General features: G+C 57.3%; 18 protein-coding genes. 4 read left to right on the top strand and 14 right to left on the bottom strand.

Annotated elements, in window-relative coordinates; all coding sequences use genetic code 11:
* Positions 1-4: 4 nt before the first annotated feature.
* The 4 genes from AB1L30_RS20380 to AB1L30_RS20365 form a co-directional block, all read right to left on the bottom strand.
* Entirely contained in the window at positions 5-271 is a 267-nt protein-coding gene (locus AB1L30_RS20380; RefSeq protein WP_345089549.1) for a hypothetical protein, read from the bottom strand.
* Between the two features lie 241 nt (positions 272-512).
* The gene (locus AB1L30_RS20375) at positions 513-1,313 is read right to left on the bottom strand and encodes a DUF4198 domain-containing protein (protein WP_367015468.1); all 801 of its coding nucleotides are present in this window, start codon (positions 1,311-1,313) and stop codon (positions 513-515) included.
* 34 nt (positions 1,314-1,347) lie between these two features.
* The gene (locus tag AB1L30_RS20370; RefSeq protein WP_367015466.1) at positions 1,348-2,430 is read right to left on the bottom strand and encodes a DUF1559 domain-containing protein; all 1,083 of its coding nucleotides are present in this window, start codon (positions 2,428-2,430) and stop codon (positions 1,348-1,350) included.
* 186 nt (positions 2,431-2,616) lie between these two features.
* The gene (locus AB1L30_RS20365) at positions 2,617-3,267 is read right to left on the bottom strand and encodes a hypothetical protein (RefSeq protein ID WP_367015464.1); all 651 of its coding nucleotides are present in this window, start codon (positions 3,265-3,267) and stop codon (positions 2,617-2,619) included.
* Between the two features lie 141 nt (positions 3,268-3,408).
* Here AB1L30_RS20365 and AB1L30_RS20360 point away from each other — a divergent pair, with 141 nt between their 5' ends.
* Both AB1L30_RS20360 and AB1L30_RS20355 read left to right on the top strand, forming a co-directional pair.
* Positions 3,409-3,837, top strand: coding sequence for a P-II family nitrogen regulator (locus AB1L30_RS20360; RefSeq protein ID WP_367015462.1), 429 nt, complete (start codon positions 3,409-3,411; stop codon positions 3,835-3,837).
* A 31-nt stretch (positions 3,838-3,868) separates the two neighbouring features.
* Positions 3,869-4,381 (top strand): hypothetical protein, encoded by a 513-nt coding sequence (locus AB1L30_RS20355; RefSeq protein ID WP_367015460.1) that lies wholly within the window; start codon positions 3,869-3,871, stop codon positions 4,379-4,381.
* A gap of 91 nt (positions 4,382-4,472) precedes the next feature.
* On the opposite strand, the gene AB1L30_RS20350 is transcribed toward AB1L30_RS20355, so the two are convergent.
* The 3 genes from AB1L30_RS20350 to glnE form a co-directional block, all read right to left on the bottom strand.
* On the bottom strand, positions 4,473-4,886 hold the full coding sequence (locus AB1L30_RS20350; RefSeq protein ID WP_367015458.1) for a carboxypeptidase-like regulatory domain-containing protein: 414 nt from the start codon (positions 4,884-4,886) through the stop codon (positions 4,473-4,475).
* A 13-nt stretch (positions 4,887-4,899) separates the two neighbouring features.
* Positions 4,900-5,895 (bottom strand): DUF1559 domain-containing protein, encoded by a 996-nt coding sequence (locus AB1L30_RS20345; protein ID WP_367015456.1) that lies wholly within the window; start codon positions 5,893-5,895, stop codon positions 4,900-4,902.
* 360 nt (positions 5,896-6,255) lie between these two features.
* The gene (glnE, locus tag AB1L30_RS20340; protein WP_367015454.1) at positions 6,256-9,378 is read right to left on the bottom strand and encodes a bifunctional [glutamate--ammonia ligase]-adenylyl-L-tyrosine phosphorylase/[glutamate--ammonia-ligase] adenylyltransferase; all 3,123 of its coding nucleotides are present in this window, start codon (positions 9,376-9,378) and stop codon (positions 6,256-6,258) included.
* A 477-nt stretch (positions 9,379-9,855) separates the two neighbouring features.
* On the opposite strand from glnE, the gene AB1L30_RS20335 reads away from it, so the two are divergent.
* Entirely contained in the window at positions 9,856-10,398 is a 543-nt protein-coding gene (locus AB1L30_RS20335) for a DUF2617 family protein (RefSeq protein WP_367015452.1), read from the top strand.
* Here AB1L30_RS20335 and AB1L30_RS20330 read toward each other — a convergent pair.
* From AB1L30_RS20330 to AB1L30_RS20315, 4 genes are all read right to left on the bottom strand, one after another.
* Complete coding sequence (locus AB1L30_RS20330; RefSeq protein WP_367015450.1) at positions 10,395-11,198, bottom strand: alpha/beta hydrolase; 804 nt, start codon at positions 11,196-11,198, stop codon at positions 10,395-10,397. The genes AB1L30_RS20335 and AB1L30_RS20330 overlap by 4 nt on opposite strands.
* Before the next feature lie 77 nt (positions 11,199-11,275).
* Entirely contained in the window at positions 11,276-11,728 is a 453-nt protein-coding gene (locus AB1L30_RS20325) for a DUF2752 domain-containing protein (RefSeq protein WP_367015448.1), read from the bottom strand.
* Complete coding sequence (locus tag AB1L30_RS20320) at positions 11,725-13,680, bottom strand: hypothetical protein (protein WP_367015446.1); 1,956 nt, start codon at positions 13,678-13,680, stop codon at positions 11,725-11,727. Before AB1L30_RS20320 ends, AB1L30_RS20325 begins: the two co-directional genes overlap by 4 nt.
* 241 nt (positions 13,681-13,921) lie before the next feature.
* Complete coding sequence (locus tag AB1L30_RS20315; RefSeq protein WP_345089595.1) at positions 13,922-14,362, bottom strand: response regulator; 441 nt, start codon at positions 14,360-14,362, stop codon at positions 13,922-13,924.
* A gap of 171 nt (positions 14,363-14,533) precedes the next feature.
* On the opposite strand from AB1L30_RS20315, the gene AB1L30_RS20310 reads away from it, so the two are divergent.
* Positions 14,534-14,974, top strand: coding sequence for a hypothetical protein (locus AB1L30_RS20310; protein ID WP_367015444.1), 441 nt, complete (start codon positions 14,534-14,536; stop codon positions 14,972-14,974).
* Positions 14,975-14,991: 17 nt separating this feature from the next.
* On the opposite strand, the gene AB1L30_RS20305 is transcribed toward AB1L30_RS20310, so the two are convergent.
* Genes AB1L30_RS20305 through thiS form a run of 3 tightly spaced genes read right to left on the bottom strand, consistent with a single transcriptional unit; the run spans position 14,992 to position 17,264 of the window.
* Positions 14,992-16,185 (bottom strand): FIST N-terminal domain-containing protein, encoded by a 1,194-nt coding sequence (locus AB1L30_RS20305; protein ID WP_367015442.1) that lies wholly within the window; start codon positions 16,183-16,185, stop codon positions 14,992-14,994.
* A gap of 33 nt (positions 16,186-16,218) precedes the next feature.
* On the bottom strand, positions 16,219-17,064 hold the full coding sequence (locus tag AB1L30_RS20300; RefSeq protein ID WP_367015440.1) for a thiazole synthase: 846 nt from the start codon (positions 17,062-17,064) through the stop codon (positions 16,219-16,221).
* Positions 17,064-17,264 (bottom strand): sulfur carrier protein ThiS, encoded by a 201-nt coding sequence (gene thiS, locus AB1L30_RS20295; protein ID WP_345089607.1) that lies wholly within the window; start codon positions 17,262-17,264, stop codon positions 17,064-17,066. The genes AB1L30_RS20300 and thiS overlap by 1 nt, the downstream gene beginning before the upstream one ends.
* Positions 17,265-17,369: the final 105 nt, after the last annotated feature.

The following is a 17,369-nucleotide window of genomic DNA, read 5'->3' as shown; positions in this document are numbered from 1 at the left end:
TGAACTAGGCCTGCTTGGCCATGATGCGTTCCAGGTACTTGGCCACCAGGGTGGCGTCGTCCGATTGAACCAGGTGATCGATCTGAGCCTTCGGCACTTCCAGCTTCTCAAGGTGGCCGATGATTCGCTTCCAGACGGTGGCTCGCTTCTTGCCTTCGGCCAGGTAAAGCTCGGTGATGTTCTCCTGCAGCTTTTGCGTGGCGATGGCGTCCTTGTTGTCGTAGTACCGCTTGATGATGTTCTGCTGATGTTTTGTGTAGGACTTGGCCATCCGGGGCATCCTTTTTTCAAGCAAGAAAGCAAATAAGACCGCTACGCGGAGCGGCCGAAAGTTCATGGTGACAGAGTCGCCCAAACCTGTAAAGCGATCGGCTTTCCAGGGGCTCGAATTCCAACAAATTTCCCCCATAGTATCAGTGCTGGCACCATCGCCGGTGGCGTTGGCCGTCGGGGGGAAAGCGAGGCCGGGCCCCTCTCGTTCCGCGGAAGAGAGGGACCGACCTGCCTCGAATTTACTCGCCGCAGCAAGGGCAACGCTCCGGCACAATCACCAGCAGCGTCGCACTGTACTTCGTCGCATCGTAGCCATCGCCGCTTGCTTCTGGCTGCTCCAGATGAGCCACGACCAGATACTGGTCACCGCTCTTCGGAGTGAAGCTGGCCTGGCCGTTGGCGTCGGTTTTGCGTTCGTACGTTTCGTCGAAACCTTCTTGCAGCGTTTCGCGGCGCGGGATGAACGACACCACGGTGTCGGCCAGCGGCTTGCCTTGGAAAAGAAGCTGCACGGCGATCGGCTTGCCAGGGCCCAGCGGAGCGACAGGGTTCTCGGTCGGAACCAATTCCAACGCATGCCCTTGAGGTTTGTCGAAGCCGGTCAGATCGCTGGGAACTTGAGCCAGGCTGTCGCTGACGATGAAGAAAGTCTTGCCGCTCTTCACGCTGCGAACCGGATGCCCATGGTTCACGATCGAATCGCGGGCGTGCGAAACGAGATACAGCCCTGGCTCGTCGGCAACATACTTGGCGTTCCAGAAGCCTTCCTTCGGAGCATAGCCAAGGTCGACCGCGACACTGGTCAGGTCAAACTTCGATCCATCGGGCTGGACAACGTCCCACGTGCCGTCGGCTGGGTTCGCTTTGCTGGCCAACTTGAAGTCACGATGGTTGTTGCCATGGTTTCCCAGCTTCAGATCGACGTAGATCGCGTCGCCGGTGCGGAGGATTCCGGTGTTGGTTTCCACCCACGTATCGTGCGCCGAGGCCAACGAAACGAGCGTGCCAGTCAAAAGCAATGCGGAAAGGATACGTATCATAATATTCACCTTGTTGTGAAAAAGATGTTGAGAGTTAGTATTCGCCGATCACTTCGCCACCGCTGCCACTGTAGAGACTGCGGTTGGTGGTCAGATCGATCGTACTGGGAAGAAATTGCACCGAACCGTCGCCGAAGACCACCTCGGCGCCGCCGGGATGATAACTGCGAGCCGCGAAGTAACCGGTGAAGTGCGTCACCACATCCGGCGTTCGACTGTTTGGCGCAAGGTAACCATTGGTCGCCGAGTTGATCGCGCCACTGAATGCCCACGTGGTCCCGCGACCACGCAAGGCTGGGCTTTCTCCGCCACGCCAATTGGCGAACTGATTCCAGAACGAACCGACGTCGGCGTTCGCAATGTTGCCGTTGCTGTCGGTATAGCCGCTCCATGGGCTGCCACTTCCGGGCATACCCCGCTGCGAGCCTTGCGTGGTGCCCACGCCACTCGAACCGTTGAGCGTCATCTGGTAAGGGAACTTCGGAAGTTCGCCGGTTGCCAGCGTCTGGTCTGGGCCAACGCTGCGAACGGTTTCGTTCATCAATACCGTGTTGCTGAGGCCATCGGTCAAGGCCGAGAACTTGCAGCCACTCGGTTCAAAAAACGGACCGTCGGTGCGGAAACGAAAGTCGTAATTCGTTCCGGTACCGCTACCGATGCTGACCATGTAGTTCAGCCCGCCATAGGTTACCGGGCCGCCGCTGGTGGTCAGTGTGGTCGACTCTGGAGCCGGATCACTCGGACAAAGGTAAACCGAAATCGGCGTGGCAAACGCGTTGACGAACGCCGGGTTCGGAACCTTTTCGCTCCAACTGCCGGTGAACGCGACCTGAGAGAAGTCGAGCAGGTCGTACAAGTTGCCTTGTTCGATGTAAGGCAACAAACGAGCCTGAACCGAGAAGTCGGCATCGCGCTGGCCAAAGCGAGGCAGCACGCGGTGCGTCGATTCGTAGTTATGCATCGCCAATCCCAGTTGCTTGAGATTGTTCGTGCAACTCATTCGCCGGGCAGCTTCACGCGCTTGCTGCACGGCAGGCAGAAGTAACGCGATCAAAATGCCGATGATGGCAATCACCACCAGCAGTTCGACCAGCGTAAACGCTTGTCGTCTGTTCATAGTTAGGTTGAGTACTTAATAACGTGTTCGTAAGAAGTCCTCGCCATGCCAACGGACGCTTGTCACGCATATGCGCAGCGACACCATCCACAAGGCGATGACTGAAAGAAGTTCTCGAACGCCGCCAGTGCGTCGCGCGACCAGCGCGCAGCATTCCCTGGAGAGGTTCAAGAAGGACGAAACACGTTAGACCCGCGGCGGTGGCGGATCGGGAGCAGACCGGAAAGAATCAGGTTGCAGGAGGCCCGGGTGCGACATGGCTTCGTCGTTCAGCACGACCAGCTCGCCATTGCCAAGATCGAGTTCCAGTATCGGGCAATAAACCAGAGTCACATTGCCAATTGCATGGCAACGCATGTCATTCGAGAGCGAAACCGGGCGAAACGGTGGCGGTTCGGCCGGGGCAGCCGCGGCGACATGGCACGATCCACCGGAGCACGCGTCTTCCTTCGCAGGCTTCGACTTGATTCCTCGCAGCGAGCAAAGGGCTTCCAGCACATTGGGCTGCAATTCGGCCGGTTGCGTTCCGCAGAACTCGGAGGAAGTGTCCGTCTCGCGAGCAACTTCCGCGAGGAAGGTTTCCGGTGGAGCGACGTTGTGTTGCTGGGCCCAGGCGATCTTCTCGCCCCGGCTGAAGCAGCAACAGTGATTCCAACAGTTGCCTGCGTTTCGGCACGAGCAGGCATGATCCTGGCACATGAACGGAACGCTGGTGTCTTTGAAATTCGGCAGAGGTACCGAGATCCCTGAGCCCCAGCCCACCATGGTTGCCAGCAGAATAAACGTGATAACACGTTTACCGAGCGAGCCTTTCGCGTTGGAACGCTGCGGGGTCATCGACTGCGTAGAGCTTTCGGGGGGATATCAGGGGGGAGGCTTACCCAACGTATGGGAAGCATCGATTGTAGTACCCCAGGCCAAGGTCGACAAGTTTCAGACGATCCCTAGCGTTCTCGCCCCCTGGCGGTTTACCATAAGATGAAGCAGGGTCGGTCGTTGCATGCGGCCGCCGGCGGCTTGGATTTCGTTCCGATCGCGAAAGAATTCAGTCACGTGAAGCAGATCATCGCCATTGTTAAGCCTTACCTGGCCGAGAAAGTGCTCGACACGCTCAGCCGTGCCCCGCTGGAAGCATTGAATGTCCGCGAGGTCAAAGGGTTTGGTCGGCAGAAGAATTACCTGGACGAGTACAGCGAGAGCGAGTACTCGAAGACGTTTCTGCCGAAGATCGAAATCAGCATGTGGCTCGATGACTCGCGCGTGGAAGAAACGGTGCGAAAGATCGTCGCGGTCGCGCGAAGCGGGCGAATGGGTGATGGTAAGATCTTTGTACTGCCCATGACCTTCCATGCCGACATGATCGATTTCGCCGAATACGAAGCCCGTCAGAACCAAAAAGAAAACTGACCCAGGCCTGATTCGCAGAGGAGTCTAAGCAATGCGACACCTGCTGATCGGTCTGATTGCCGGAAGCGTTCTCTTAGCCACCGGCATGGCCTCGACCCATGAAGCTTGCGGGGAAGAACCCGCCTACGTACCCAAGCCGACACTCCCTTACTACATGCGTCGCGATCCTTCGCCACGGACGCGTGTGCTCGATACCCTCTACAATGGTCGCTCGCGGCACAGTCCGGTCGAGGAACAACTGCTGCGGCAAAACTACGATGTCGCTGGCAAGCTGCCGATTCTTCCGGCGAAACGTGATGTCCGCACGCGGGATGCGGCCGACAACGTGTTGCCTTCGGTCAAGCCGATTCGCAACTACTCGAACCCGCTGCTTGGCACGCAAAGAACAACACGAGACCCGCTCGTCCGCAATCGACTCAGCGCGACCGAGCGAACGGAGCAACAGCTTTATCGCGGGCCATCGCGACCTGGCATGATCGCTCCGAGGGCCCAACAAGAACGCACCGCCCCCTCGGGACGTGAACTGGGACGACGAAATAACTAGCGACGGCTTCGCTGGCAGATGGCTCGTTTCAGAATTACGAGGCGCGTGCGCTGCCGAACCGAAGTTCGACAGCGCACCTGCCCCACGTAACCTATTTCTTTTTCAGATCGAAATCGATGACGTTCTCGCCGAGTTCGACGGTGTGTTGCAGTTCCGTTCGCGTGTTGTAGCGCGGCGGCAGCGTTTCTTTGAAGATCTTCCGCTCTTCGCTCGGAGGCGGAACCGTGGTGATCATCACAGTATGATCCCCAGGCAAAGCACCGCGCGTCGTGCGGATGTAGATCAGTTCGTACTTGCCCGATTCGTCGGAAATGCCACGAGAAGGTCTGCCGCCAGCAGTCGGCGTGAACAGTACCATCGCGTTGGGATAAGGTTGTCCTTCGTAGGTAACGGTGCCGGTTACCAGCCCCAGATCGCCGTACGGAGATGGCGTGCAGCCACCTCCGACGAGCACGACCAGCAAGGCAACCGACAGCCCGGCAAGGCTCGACTTGGCTTGATGCATGGTGCGGGGCTCCTTAGTATTCCCGAACGACGGCACCATCCTGCCGGTCGGCCAGGGCAGTCAGAATCGCGAAGTCGGTCGTTTCCGAGAAGAAGCGAACCGAGCCATCGCCCAGGCCTGTGAGCACACCGCCCGGGTGAGCCGACAACAGCGGAATGTTCTCGTGATAGTCGGCTTCATTGCCGGTGCCTCCGGTGGTGGCAATCGCATAACGAATGGTCGTCACGTTGGCTGACCAACCTGGCGTGTCGCTTCCGCCACACCATGCCGCACCACGATACCGACCACTGCGGCGGTTGATCTTGTCGCCGCTGGCATCCAGGAAGAAGTCACTCTGTTCGCTCAGCAGCATTGTGTTGCTCGTGCCATCGGTCACCGAAGCAAAGCTGATCGAGCCCGGACCGCTGTCGCAAGGGACGATCATGCCGTTATGCACCGACTGGCCCCAACCGAAGTCGTTCGACTTGCCAGAGAAGTTGCTGACGGTCGACGTCGTGCCACCTTGCCAGTACGACCCACCGATGCCGACGTAGTTAGCGACCTGCAGTTCGACTGGGTCGCTACTGCCGTAGGCTGCCAATTCGCGAGTGACCGGCAGTGGGCTGGAAGGACAGTTTAGGCCTGGCAGCACGAGACCATCGATGATGTTTTGATTCGGACTAGGGCCATCTTGCATGCTCCAGTCGCCGGCGAAGACGATCTGATCGTAGACGGCACGTTGTTCGATGTAGGGCCAGATCCGAACAAACCACGAAGGACCACGTTCCAGGTCCCCTGCCCCGCCGATCTGCGGCTGTTGATTGTGGGGCAGTTTGTTGTAGGTGTCGTGGTAGTTGTGCAGGGCCAGCGAAAGTTGTTTCTGCTGGTTGGTGCACTGCATCCGGCGGGCAGCCTCACGAGCCTGTTGAACGGCGGGAAGAAGCAAAGCAATTAAGACGCCGATGATTGCGATAACCACCAGCAATTCGACCAGAGTAAAACCGGTCCGGTTGGAATGGGATGACTTCACAGCGCGGGACTCCCAGGGGAAAAGGTAGGAAGCAGAATTAGGAGAGAATTGCGATTGCATATCCGGAGATTCAAATCGCGTTCCATTGTTCTGGGTGGTGAGCTCCAGATCTTCAAAAGCAGCCCAAGGTGATATCGCGTTCCATCGGCTACGACGGATTCGTGGATCGGTATGGGGCGGTAAAGGAAGAATATTGATTCTTAGAATTATGTGAGCAATCTTTACCTGCCAACCCTAGCTCGGTGGGGATTCCCTCCGATAGGCGGGGCTAGACTGCTAAACGAAGTAGCAGTTGCCGGTGAAATCGCGCAGCCGCAATCGAGGACCGCGACCTGATAGATCATTGCGCGAAATGGGAGATTAGCCCTGAGCGGCAGCGGCGAAGATCTGATCGAAGCGTCGACGGGTTTCGCGGGTAAGCTGACGACACTCTTTTAGCAGTGTCGCAGGATCGCTGTAGTCGAGCAGATAAGCCAGCTTGGCAACTTCAAGCCGTTCTTCCGGCAAGTCATGCCGCGCGGTTGTGTTCATCAACCGCAAACGTGCTTCGACCATCCGCAGGAACTCGTACGCCTTGTGGAAGAGCTCGTGATCTTCGGTCGAGAGATAGCCCTTTTCGTGCAGCAGCTTGAGGGCGTCGAGCGTGTTGGGAACCAGGATCTCGGGGCTTTGCTCCAGATACTTCATCTGCAACATCTGGACGACAAACTCGATATCGACCGTACCGCCAGGGCCACGCTTGATGTTGTTTCGGGAAGCGGTTTCTTCCAGGCGAGCCCGCATCTGGCGGATCTCGACAGCGTCCGATGGTTTCCAAGGGCGACAGGTGATCGCCTTGCGAATCGTCTTGACCGCCTCGGCACACCCTTCTTCCGAACCGAAGATCGGCCGCGCCTTGGTCAATGCCTGGCGCTCCCAAAGTTCGCCCTGGCCCTTTTCATGATAGGCCAGAACATCGTCCAGTGTGACCGCCATCGGGCCGCTCTTGCCGGTCGGTCGGAGTCGTGGATCGAGTTCGTACAGTCGACCATATGGGCCCAGTTCGTTAACGCTCTTAATGATGCGTTGTCCGAGCTGGCCGAAGAAGTGCTGGTTGGTGGTCGAGCTGGCGCCACGATGGCGAGCGTCGACAACCGTGTTTCCATCTCCTTCGTAAACGAAGATGATGTCGAGATCGCTGTGATAGTTGGGCTCGGCGCCACCGATCTTGCCCAGGCCCAGAATGATCAGATCGCAAGGCTTGCCGTTGGGCAAACGAGGTTCACCGAAGCGAGCCACCAGCTGGCGATACTCGCGGAAGACGATCTGATGCAAACAAACTTCGGCCACATCCGAAAGCGTTTGCAGCCGGGCGTTCAGGTCTTTGCGGCGCAGAATATCGAGCACGCCAACCCGCAAGTGCATCAGGTTCTTGAAGCTGTGCAGAATCGGCATGATGTCTTCGGCACCACGGCAGAGCTCGAGCAGCATCTGTTCCAGCACGTGGCGGCTGGGAAGTCGATCGAGCATCAGCGAGTCCATCAACTCGTCGATCATCCCAGGGTTGCTGATCAAGACGTTCGACAGATATTGGCTACCGGCACACAGTCGTACGTACAGGTGCAACGTCGGCAAGTTAGCACTGAACAATTCCCACAGCACTTCTTTGCCGCCGAGCGAATCGCTGACCTGGGAAAGGTTCATCAGCGTCGAGTCGGGATCAGGCGTCTGAGAAATCGCTTCGAGCAACTGCGGAGCGATCGCCGCCAGAAAATGACGACAACGACGGGTCGACAAGAAGCGAACCCGTTCGCGCGTCAGCGCCATCAGGTTTTCGTACGCTGCCTTCGGATCGTGGAAGCCAAAGTCGGAAAGGACTTCGTCAATCGCGTCGGCCGTTGGTTCAGGATCCAGCACCAGGTCGACAACTGGCGCGGTGACTTCGTCATCTGGAAAAGCATCGTGCAGCAAGTGATCCAGAATACGGCGATTGAGCTCGGTCTTTTCCTGGAAATCGCTTTCGAACTTGGCGAGCGCTTTACCTTCGTGATCGTCGACATAGCCCATCCGCAGCGCCAGCTTGTTGCGTTCGCGCTGATCGCCTGGCAGCGAGTGCGTTTGCAAGTCGAACATGATCTGCAAACGATGCTCGAGCTTTCGCAGGAAGCTGTAATGATCTTTGAGGATCGTACATTCCTGGAGCGTCAAACAGCCCACTTCTTCCAGGGTGCGAATTCCTTCGAGCGTGTTCTGAGTTCGAATCTGCGGAAGGTCGCCGCCATTAAGAAGCTGCAGAAATTGAATTACGAACTCGACATCACGAATCCCGCCATGTCCGGTCTTTACGTTTGCGTCCGGGGCACCGGCCCCGGTGGCACGTTTTTCGATGCGACGCTTGAGCGCCTTAATCCCGGTGATGTCGGCTCGGCTGAGGTAACGCTGATAGATCCATGGTTCGAGCTTCTGCAGGAATTCTTCCCCCAGGCTCATGTCGCCGGCACAAGCACGGGCTTTGACGAAGGCCTGGCGTTCCCAGGTTCGCCCCATGATGTCGTAGTAGTGCAGCGCCCCTTCCAGATGGTTGATCAGCGGACCACGACTACCTTCCGGCCGAAGTCGCAGATCGATGCGGTAAGGCGTTCCCAGTTCCGTCGGTTCGGTCAGAAGTTTGACCAAGCGCTGCCCGACTCGTTCAAAGTATTCTTTGTTGGTGATGCTCCGTTCGCCGTCGGTGTTGCCTTCGCCGTCGTAAAGAAACATCAGGTCGATGTCGCTCGAGTAGTTCAACTCTGAGCCGCCCAGTTTGCCGAGGGCCAGCACACTGAAACGTGGCGATGCCGCGCGACCGTTGCGACTCCCGCGTGCCATTGGACTGCCAAATCGCAACGACACCAACGCGCAAGCGGCCTGGTAGGCGGCTTCGATCAGCGCGTCTGCCAGAAACGAAATCTGCCGGGTGACAGTCTCGATGTTTTGATTACAGATCAAGTCGCCATACGCAATTCGCAGCGTCTCACGACGTTTGAATCGTCGGAGCGCTTTCATGATGGCGCCTTCTTCGTGCAGCTGAGTGATCTCGGCCACGATCTCGTCGACCAGGTACTGCCGTGCTGCCGGTTGACCATCGGTGATGCGAACCAGTTCGAAACTCTCCGGATCGGTAATGATTTGATCGGAAAGGTTTTGGCTGGAGCTGAAGATGCGGATCAACGTGTGCAGCGACGCCGCGTCACGCTCGAACATCGCCGCCAGGCTTAACGGGCTGCGACTGCGGCTGAACAAACGCTCGAGGTTGTTCAACGCCATGTCAGGATCGCTGCAGGTCGGAAGCGACTCGGCCAATTGTTGGCACAAGAAGGTTTGCAGGTCGATGGGCAGGTTCAAGCGAACGAAGCTGTTCAGATTTTCGCGCCCGCGCGCCGCGTCGACAATCTTCAGTTGCGAAAGCCACTGACTTGCATCCTTCGAATTGTCGGCGAGCTTCGTGAAGTCGGATACGGTCATAGTCGATCGAAAGTGCCGCTCGAGTTAATCACTTGCGAGCTCGTTCGGTGGACGCTGCCAGGGGCGCGATAGGCAGCGTAACTCCAAGAGAGCACGCGGTATTAGTGGAATTCGTAAACCATTATTCTAAGTCGAAATCGAGCGTTCCGATAGCAAGCAAGCAGGTGCCAGCAACGCAAAAAACTTGACATTCCCGGACCTCGGGATTTCGGTCACACTGATCCATTCCACAAGGGCACCCGATGGCTGACAACCGCCTCTGGAATGTCCAAAGTCAAGTCCTTGCGAAAAAAAAGGTGCGGTAAATAATCAAGTTCAGACACGCCCAAAAACAGTATTCCTCGTAATTTTGTGGCCCGTTTATAATGAAGCTCGCGAGAGCGAACTAAGCTGGTTTGAAACCCCGCCCAAATTCGCCGCGAGTTGTTTCCGAGATCAGGATGATCTCGCCGTCCTGTTACCGAGAAGGAGTGTTCGTTGCTATCTATCCGTCCCCGCGTTGCCGAGCTGGCCTTCCAGTTGTACACAAGGCCGCTCCACCCAGAGCTGTTCGAGGCGTTTCAAACGCGAACAGTCGAGCGCGGAGGCTATACACTGAAGATGGATATCACCAATTGCGGGCACGTCCTCACCTGGCGTCACGAAGGGCTGACCCTGACCGAAGTTTGCACCTCGGCCCATCAGTCGTTGCCGACCAAACGCCGCATCATGGCGTATCAAATCAAGGGTCGACGGAGTGATCAATTCGAATGCCATGGCGGTATTCGCTATCACACCACCTTCCAGTTGGAAGCGGTTTCTACGAAGCTGTTTCGCATGTGTCAGCGCGAACTATGCAACGACGAACGCAAAGTGGGCCTCGTGCACGAGTTCGATTCGAGCGGCCGTATGACCATGGGCGCGGTCAGCTACATGAACGCCGAGACACGCAATCGCAGTGTCTTCATTCAAGCGTTCCACACCTTCCCCGACGACAACGCGATCGTCAAAACGGAAACCTATTTCCGATTGCCTGGTTAAGCAGGCAGGCCTTGGCAAAAGGCCAGAATCGCATCACTGGTGGCCGCTGGGTTCTCGACCGGCGGCATATGCCCAGCCGCTGGGATCACCACGAATTGTCCTTCCGGAAGCTGATTAGCGAAGCCTCGCATCTCGGCCACCGGGCTGATGGAATCGGCTTCCCCGCACAAAACCAGGACCGGCAGATCGATTTCCGAAAGCCATGCGGTGACATCGGCACGTTGGGCCATGCCACGCTGAGCCGCGGCGACGCCGCGCGGATCTTGCCGCAAGATGATTTCAGTCAACATGGCGACCACATCGGGCCGATGCTCACGCGTCGCCTCGCTGAGCAGCTTAGGTAACATGGCGGCAGGGACACCGCTCATTCCATTTTCCAGCACGCCTTCCGCATTCACGCGACGCGCCCGGGCTTGGATTTCGTCGTCACCGGCGGCTCGCGTATCGAGCAAGATCAAGCGTGCCAGGCGATCGGCATGTCGCTTCCACATTTGCCAACCGATGTATCCGCCCATGCTCAGCCCGGCGAAAGTGATTGGCTCGGTAATGTCCATCTGGTCAAGGATCGCAACCAAGTCGTCCGCGAAACGTTCCATCGTGGCGATTTCGCAGAAGCCGCCACTTCCTCCAAAACCTCGTAGGTCTGGGGTAATGACGGTGTGCTGTTGGGCAAGCATCGGAACGACACTGTCCCACATGTGATGGTCCATCGGAAATCCATGCACCAAAACCAGCGGGCTGCCGGCACCATCGGTGTGAACTTGAAACGCCGTGTCGTTGACCTTGATGGTGTGTTGCATCGCTGAAGGATCCAATCCAGGAAGCTAGGAAGTGCATGCTTCGATGCACGCAACGTGAAAAAGAACCTCGAGGGTCGCTAAACGAACTTAGCGACCCACTGCACCATGACCACGACCGCAATCACGCCCCAATACCAATAACAAACGACGGTCAGGTTCCATGGCTTCAGACCACGAGCCAATCGCCAGATCTGGGCGACGCGATAAGGGATCTGAAAAGCAATCATGGCGAACATCAGGATGCCCGCCGGATTGAAGGCCAGCGAAGCACTCAAGTCGCCATCGGCCAGCGAAATAAAGCTGCGCGTCAAACCGCAGCCAGGGCAATCGATGCCTGTGGTACGCTGCATCGCGCATGTGGGGGGCAGTGGAATGTTCAGCCAAGGTAGGACGACATTCGTTGGGCCGTCGATGGTCAGCAGAAACGACGCGGTCGTGATGCTCAGGCCGACAGCCAGCATCATCACATGAAATGTCCAATTCGACCGCTCGTTCGCCTTGGGCAGCGGAACTGCTACCGATGAACTCACAGTTTGCCCTTCTGCTCGTATTCTGGGAAATGCGTATCAGGACTTGGCGGCAATTCGATCGGTTCATAGTCGATGCCGTTCTCTTCGCACTTCTTGGCGAACTCGAGATACTTGTTGCGAATCATGCCTGAGTGTGGCATCTTGAGCGCCGCCAGACGCTGGTATTTAACGGCCGAGCCCCAGTCTTTTTTCGCTTCGAAGCAGTGGGCCAACGTGTCGAGATACGCCCCGTTGCCTGGGTCCATTTCGAGCGAAAGCTGGCTTGCCTCCACAGCATGATCGAAGTCGCCGTACGTATTGCAGACCAGCCACGAGTACTGATTGCAGTACTGAGCCATCTGGGTTCCCTGGGTTCCCATGAAGTCGTCGCCGCGACTGTTCTGCTTGAAGATCTCGTACTGCTTCTGAAACTTCTCGACGAAAGGCTTGTAGAACTCGATCGTGTGATCGATGTGCTCTTTGGCCTTGGCCTTCCACATATCGTCTTGCTGGCCGATACGATACGCGGCGATCAATACGTCCGCTTCGTCTTCGTAGTACTTCAGCGCCTTGTCGATGTCTTTCTTCGCAGCGGCCAGGTCCCCTTTGCGTTCGGCGGCGGTGGCTCGGAACAAATAGCTACGAGCGAGGAAACGCGAGGCTCGTTCGTCGCGGTCGGCATCGATCGGATTCTTAGGACCGAATTGCTTTTCCGCTTGTTCCACCCATGGCCACATCACATCAGCGGCGGCCTGAGGATCGCCCAAATCGTTTTCGAGTTCCGCCAGTTGCATTCGCGACAGCATCGAACTGATGTCCATCACATCGAGCCGATCGAGCAGCGTGCGATATTCCTTGCGGCTCCAGCGGAACGTTCCACGATCGGCCAGTGATTGAGCGGTCAGATAGTGGCTGTCGTCCGAGTCCGGGTCAAGCTGCAGCGCGGCGTCGGCATAATTGTTGGCCAACTCGATGTTGTCTTGCACCAATTCCGATTCCGCCAGCAGATAAAGAAGCGAAGCATTGCGACCGAAGACGCCGCCAATCGGAACATCGTCCGCAGGGGCCATGTTCTTCGCATGGAACTGGGCCAGTTCGCCCACCACCGATGGACCTTTGCGATCGAGGAACCAGGTCGTCAGGTCGAGCAGTTCGCTCTCCGAGAATTTGACGCTGATGCGGATCACGTCCTGCATCGCTGCCAAGGCTTCTTCCTGCTTCCCTTGCTGACGCAATTGATCGACTTGCCATCGCACCAGTTCGAGCACGACTTGCTGGCTGGTCAGCGCCGGACGTGTGGTGAAAAGTTCGATCTCGTCCGAGACCTGTTTCTCCCACTGGGCGACTGCTTCCTGAGGACTGGTGAGGCTGAGCTGAAAGACCTTCAGCCAGCGTGGCCCAACGCGGGGGCTCTCGCCGACACGTTCGGTGATGATCTCGGAGATTTGTTTTTTCTCGGTGTCGGAAGTGCTTTGAAACTGGATCGAAGCTGCCAGGGCTGCTTCTTTCGACAAGACTTCGGAAACATCGTAGCGGGCAATGCGGCAGAGCGCGCTCAAGGCATCCAGCGAATGAAGGCGGCCTAGTTCGCCGATCCGACTGCGGCGGTTGTCGACATTCAAGCTGCCGTAGCGATTGAGATACGAATTGACCTCGTCCGAGAACTCGGGTCGGGTCCACTCGATCTCGACACTGCGGATCAAGTATTGAGCACGGCCGGCGATTTCGAGGTCCGGGTCACGCATCGCGCCGAACAACTGGTCGAACGCCGTGATCCCCATGCGGGCAAGTTCCGATTGAGCACGCTCGCGCACGACAAAGTGACGATCGCCCAGTTGCGCGATCAATTCACGCACCTTCTCCGGAGATGGTGCGTTGGTGGCTTGCGCGTGCGTCTCTTGGATTGCCCACGGTCCGAAGAGCGACAAACCGAGCGCGACGGTCAAAAGACCCAACCGAAAATTCCAAGGCATTGAATATTCCTCGCCAAGATGAAGGGGACCTTCTTTAGGATACCCCTCCAGGCAAGCGCGAAACAAGGCAAGAGTTCGAACAGAAAGCGGATCGATGGCCACTCTGCGCTAAATCATACGCTGCAGTGGCTGGGAACAGCGACACCCTTCCGGGGGGAAGGGGCCTGATTTGGCCCAGAGGTGTCCAGGGCTCTCGATTGGCCCGGACATGTTGCGTTCGGCGAGAAACCGCCGGCAGGGCTTAGCCGCGGCTGTTTTCCATCTGTTCGATGTATTGGCGAAGACGTTCGTTTTCGTTCTCGACATTCTTCAGACGCAGCATGTTTTCGACACGCTTGGTAAGTTCGATCCGATTGACCGGCTTGGACAGGAAGTCGTCAGTCCCGGCGGCCACGGCTCGTTCGATGTCGCCAAGTTCGTTCAACGCCGTAACCATAAGGATCATAATACCTTTGGTCGCGGGATCGGCCTTCAACTGCTTGCAGACTTCAAAGCCGCTCAACTTGGGCATCATGACGTCGAGCAGGATCAAATCGGGCTGGAAACTGGCCACTTTGTCGAGCGTATCTTGCCCGTTCACTGCGATTTCCGTATCGCAATCGATATTAGCCAGATAGGCCTCTAGCAGTTCGATGTTCGACTGGTTGTCGTCGGCAATCAAGATTTTGTAGCTGTCCGACATGGCACTCCTCAGCAGGTCCCCAGGGGGCAATTCAATTCCGTGATTATAGAAGGCAATCCGATCGGCGGAAACGGCGTATCGCCAGTTGGTTACGTAATCTGGTTGAGGTTTTCTCGGGCGTAATTAGGCTGGAATGTAGACCTTTGCCCCTGCATTTGAGGATCCCTCGCCGTGGACTACCGCCTTCTGATTCGCATCCCGACTGCTCTGATCGTATTGTCGAAGATGCTGTTCGTATTTTGTATCGTCGCCCAGGCCCAAAGTCCTTCGCCCGTTTCGCCGGCGATCGAGGCGGCCCGGCTGCGGATCAAGTTGTACGAAGGGCAGGAATACCCACTGGCTCGTCGACTGCTGAACTCGAAGATCACTGTCGCCAAAGCTCAGGCCGATTCGCTGCAGCGTCAACGTGAAGAATACGAGCAATTCACCAAGTTCAAATACTCGGCCCCTCTCTTCGGTCAGCTCGAACATGTGAAAGTGGCACAAGTCGAAGCAGCCGAATCGCTCAAGAATCTGAACGAGGAAAAAGCTCTCCTCGAACGTTTTCATCAGGATCGCATGCGATTGCTGGAGCTCGAGCTCAAGATGCTGGAATTGAGCGTGGCCCCTTAGAACGCAGCGATCGCGTTCTAGCTTTCTTCGATCGGTTCCAACAGGGCGACACTAGCCGTGAAGCCATGCAGGAAATTCTTTCCGCCCACCGGGCCGATCTCGCCGGCAGCAAAAAAGCCTGCGTTCGGAATCTTACCGAAGGCACTGGATAAACAGTTCGCGTCATGATGCGGCTCGCTGAACAAACGCGTTCCGCGACCATTGCAGGTAAAGGTCAGCACCGACTTCGGACTCGATCCGCTCTTCTTCATCTCGGCCGAAAGCTGCTTTAGTTCGGCCGAGGCGGAAAACTCGTCGCGAACATGGAACTGGACCGTCTGGCCCGGCTTCACGTAGTCGCCAATCATCAGCGATCCGGTCTCGCGTTCGATGCCAACCACGTTCCGCACGATGAAATCGCCCTGGCTGCGATCGGATTGGTATTCGTCGACGACGCGGCCAATGTGCAGGCCACGGCTGACCAGTTGTTGATCGGTAACGGGCAGCGTTTTGTAGATCGCTTCGAGCTGCTTCAGAGCTGGGTGGCCACCTAGTTCTTCGATCACGTTGCGTTCCGCCTTGGTGATCACAAATGGATCGCCAATCGGTCGGCAGCCTTGCGAGACAATCGTGCGGACACGAACGTTGCCATGTAGGTAAACCAGCACGCAGCCACTTTCCAGCACCTTGTCACCCAGGATCAAACGATTCTCGCCTGGTTGATAGCTTCCGCTGGCGATGCCCCCGATCACCGGGACACCTTGCTGGTCTTCGTTAACGCGTTCCAACAGCAGGTCAGCCGGAAAGCTGAACGGTTCCGACAACGCGATCGTCGCGGCATCGGCTGGCCACTGGGCCGGCAGTTCGTCCGACCAACCGACGATCGAGCCACCATCAGGCGTGCGTTGGAATTCGAGATGCATCGGCAGAATGGTCGTGCCTGGCAAGTGTGCCAGCCACAAGCTGATGGCCGGGGTATCTTCCGCTTCGCGTCCTTCGCCGACGATCGACTCGGCCGTGCAGCCTAGCAGATTGTTGGTACCCAGCAGTCGCGTCAGTTCTTTGGCGACCGTTTCAATGTGCTGGGCGTGATGGGGCGAAACGAATACGAATGCCAGGTCGACCGGAGCTGCCAATTGGTCGAGGGCCTGACGAACGGCTTCTGCCAAGGCTTCTTCCGTCGTATCGTGGACCGACAAGGCCGCGGCAAACTTGGGTTGCGGCTGCTGCATGATAGATATCTAAGCTCGGTTGGAGTGGGGCGATTACTGGTGGCGAGTGCGGCCGATCACGCCGTCTTCAGGGCTGCTGGCCGAAGCGTACAAGCGGCGTGGAATGCGTCCCGACTGGAACGCCAGGCGACCAGCTTCGGTGGCGTGACGCATGGCGTGAGCCATCCGAACCGGATCCTTGGCATGGGCGATAGCGGTGTTCAGCAGCACACCATCGACTCCCAGTTCCATCGCAAAAGCAACGTCGCTGGCCGTACCGACACCGGCATCAACAATCACCGGGTAGTCAGGGTCTTCCCCTTTGAGATACTCGAGACAGATGCGAATGTTGTTCGGATTCAAGATGCCCTGGCCTGAGCCGATCGGACTTCCGGCAGGCATCACGGCGGTTGCGCCGACTTCTTTCAGTCGCTTGGCGATCACGGGATCGTCGGTCGTGTAGCAAAGGACCTGAAAACCAAGTTCGACCAACTGCTCGCACGCCAACACGGTTTCAACCGGGTCGGGCAGCAGCGTCTTGGTATCGGCCAGGACTTCCAGCTTCACCCAGTCGGCGCCGGGGTTCTCGAGCCCGAGTAAAATCTCGCGGCCAAGCTTGGCGGTTCGGACTGCATCGCGGGCGTTGTAACAGCCGGCCGTGTTGGGCAGCAGTGTGTAGCGATGGAAATCGATGTAATCCAAAAGGTTACGACCGGTCGGATCGTAAAGACGTTCGCGACGAACGGCGACCGTCACGCATTCGCTTCCGGAAGCTTCCAGCGACTGCTGCATCAGCTCGAGCGTGTCGTACTTGCCGGTCCCGACAATCAGGCGGCTGCTTAGCGTATGGGTACCCAGGACCAAAGGCGTATCGTAGGCATTGGTTTCCGCGAGACTCATTAACCACCTCCTACGAGCGTGACGACTTCCAACTGGTCCCCATCGGTAAGTTGATGGCTGGCGTGCTCATCGCGTGGGATCAGTTCCAGGTTGACTTCCACGGCGATGAACTTGGGGTTGAGGGACAGCGTTTCGATGACGTCGGCGATGGTCGAACCAGCCGGTACGTCGCGTTCCTCTTCATTAATGCGTATTTTCATGGGGCTCTCAGTCGGGCGATCGGCCTTGCCTGCAAAGAAAACCGACCTTCTCGGGCGGATGGCAAGCCTTTTTTCAGTTTACGACGGGAGGCTTTCTCCCGACAA

This window comes from Bremerella sp. JC817, assembly GCF_040718835.1.
Lineage (GTDB): Bacteria > Planctomycetota > Planctomycetia > Pirellulales > Pirellulaceae > Bremerella.
This window is presented reverse-complemented; position numbering and strand designations above follow the sequence as displayed.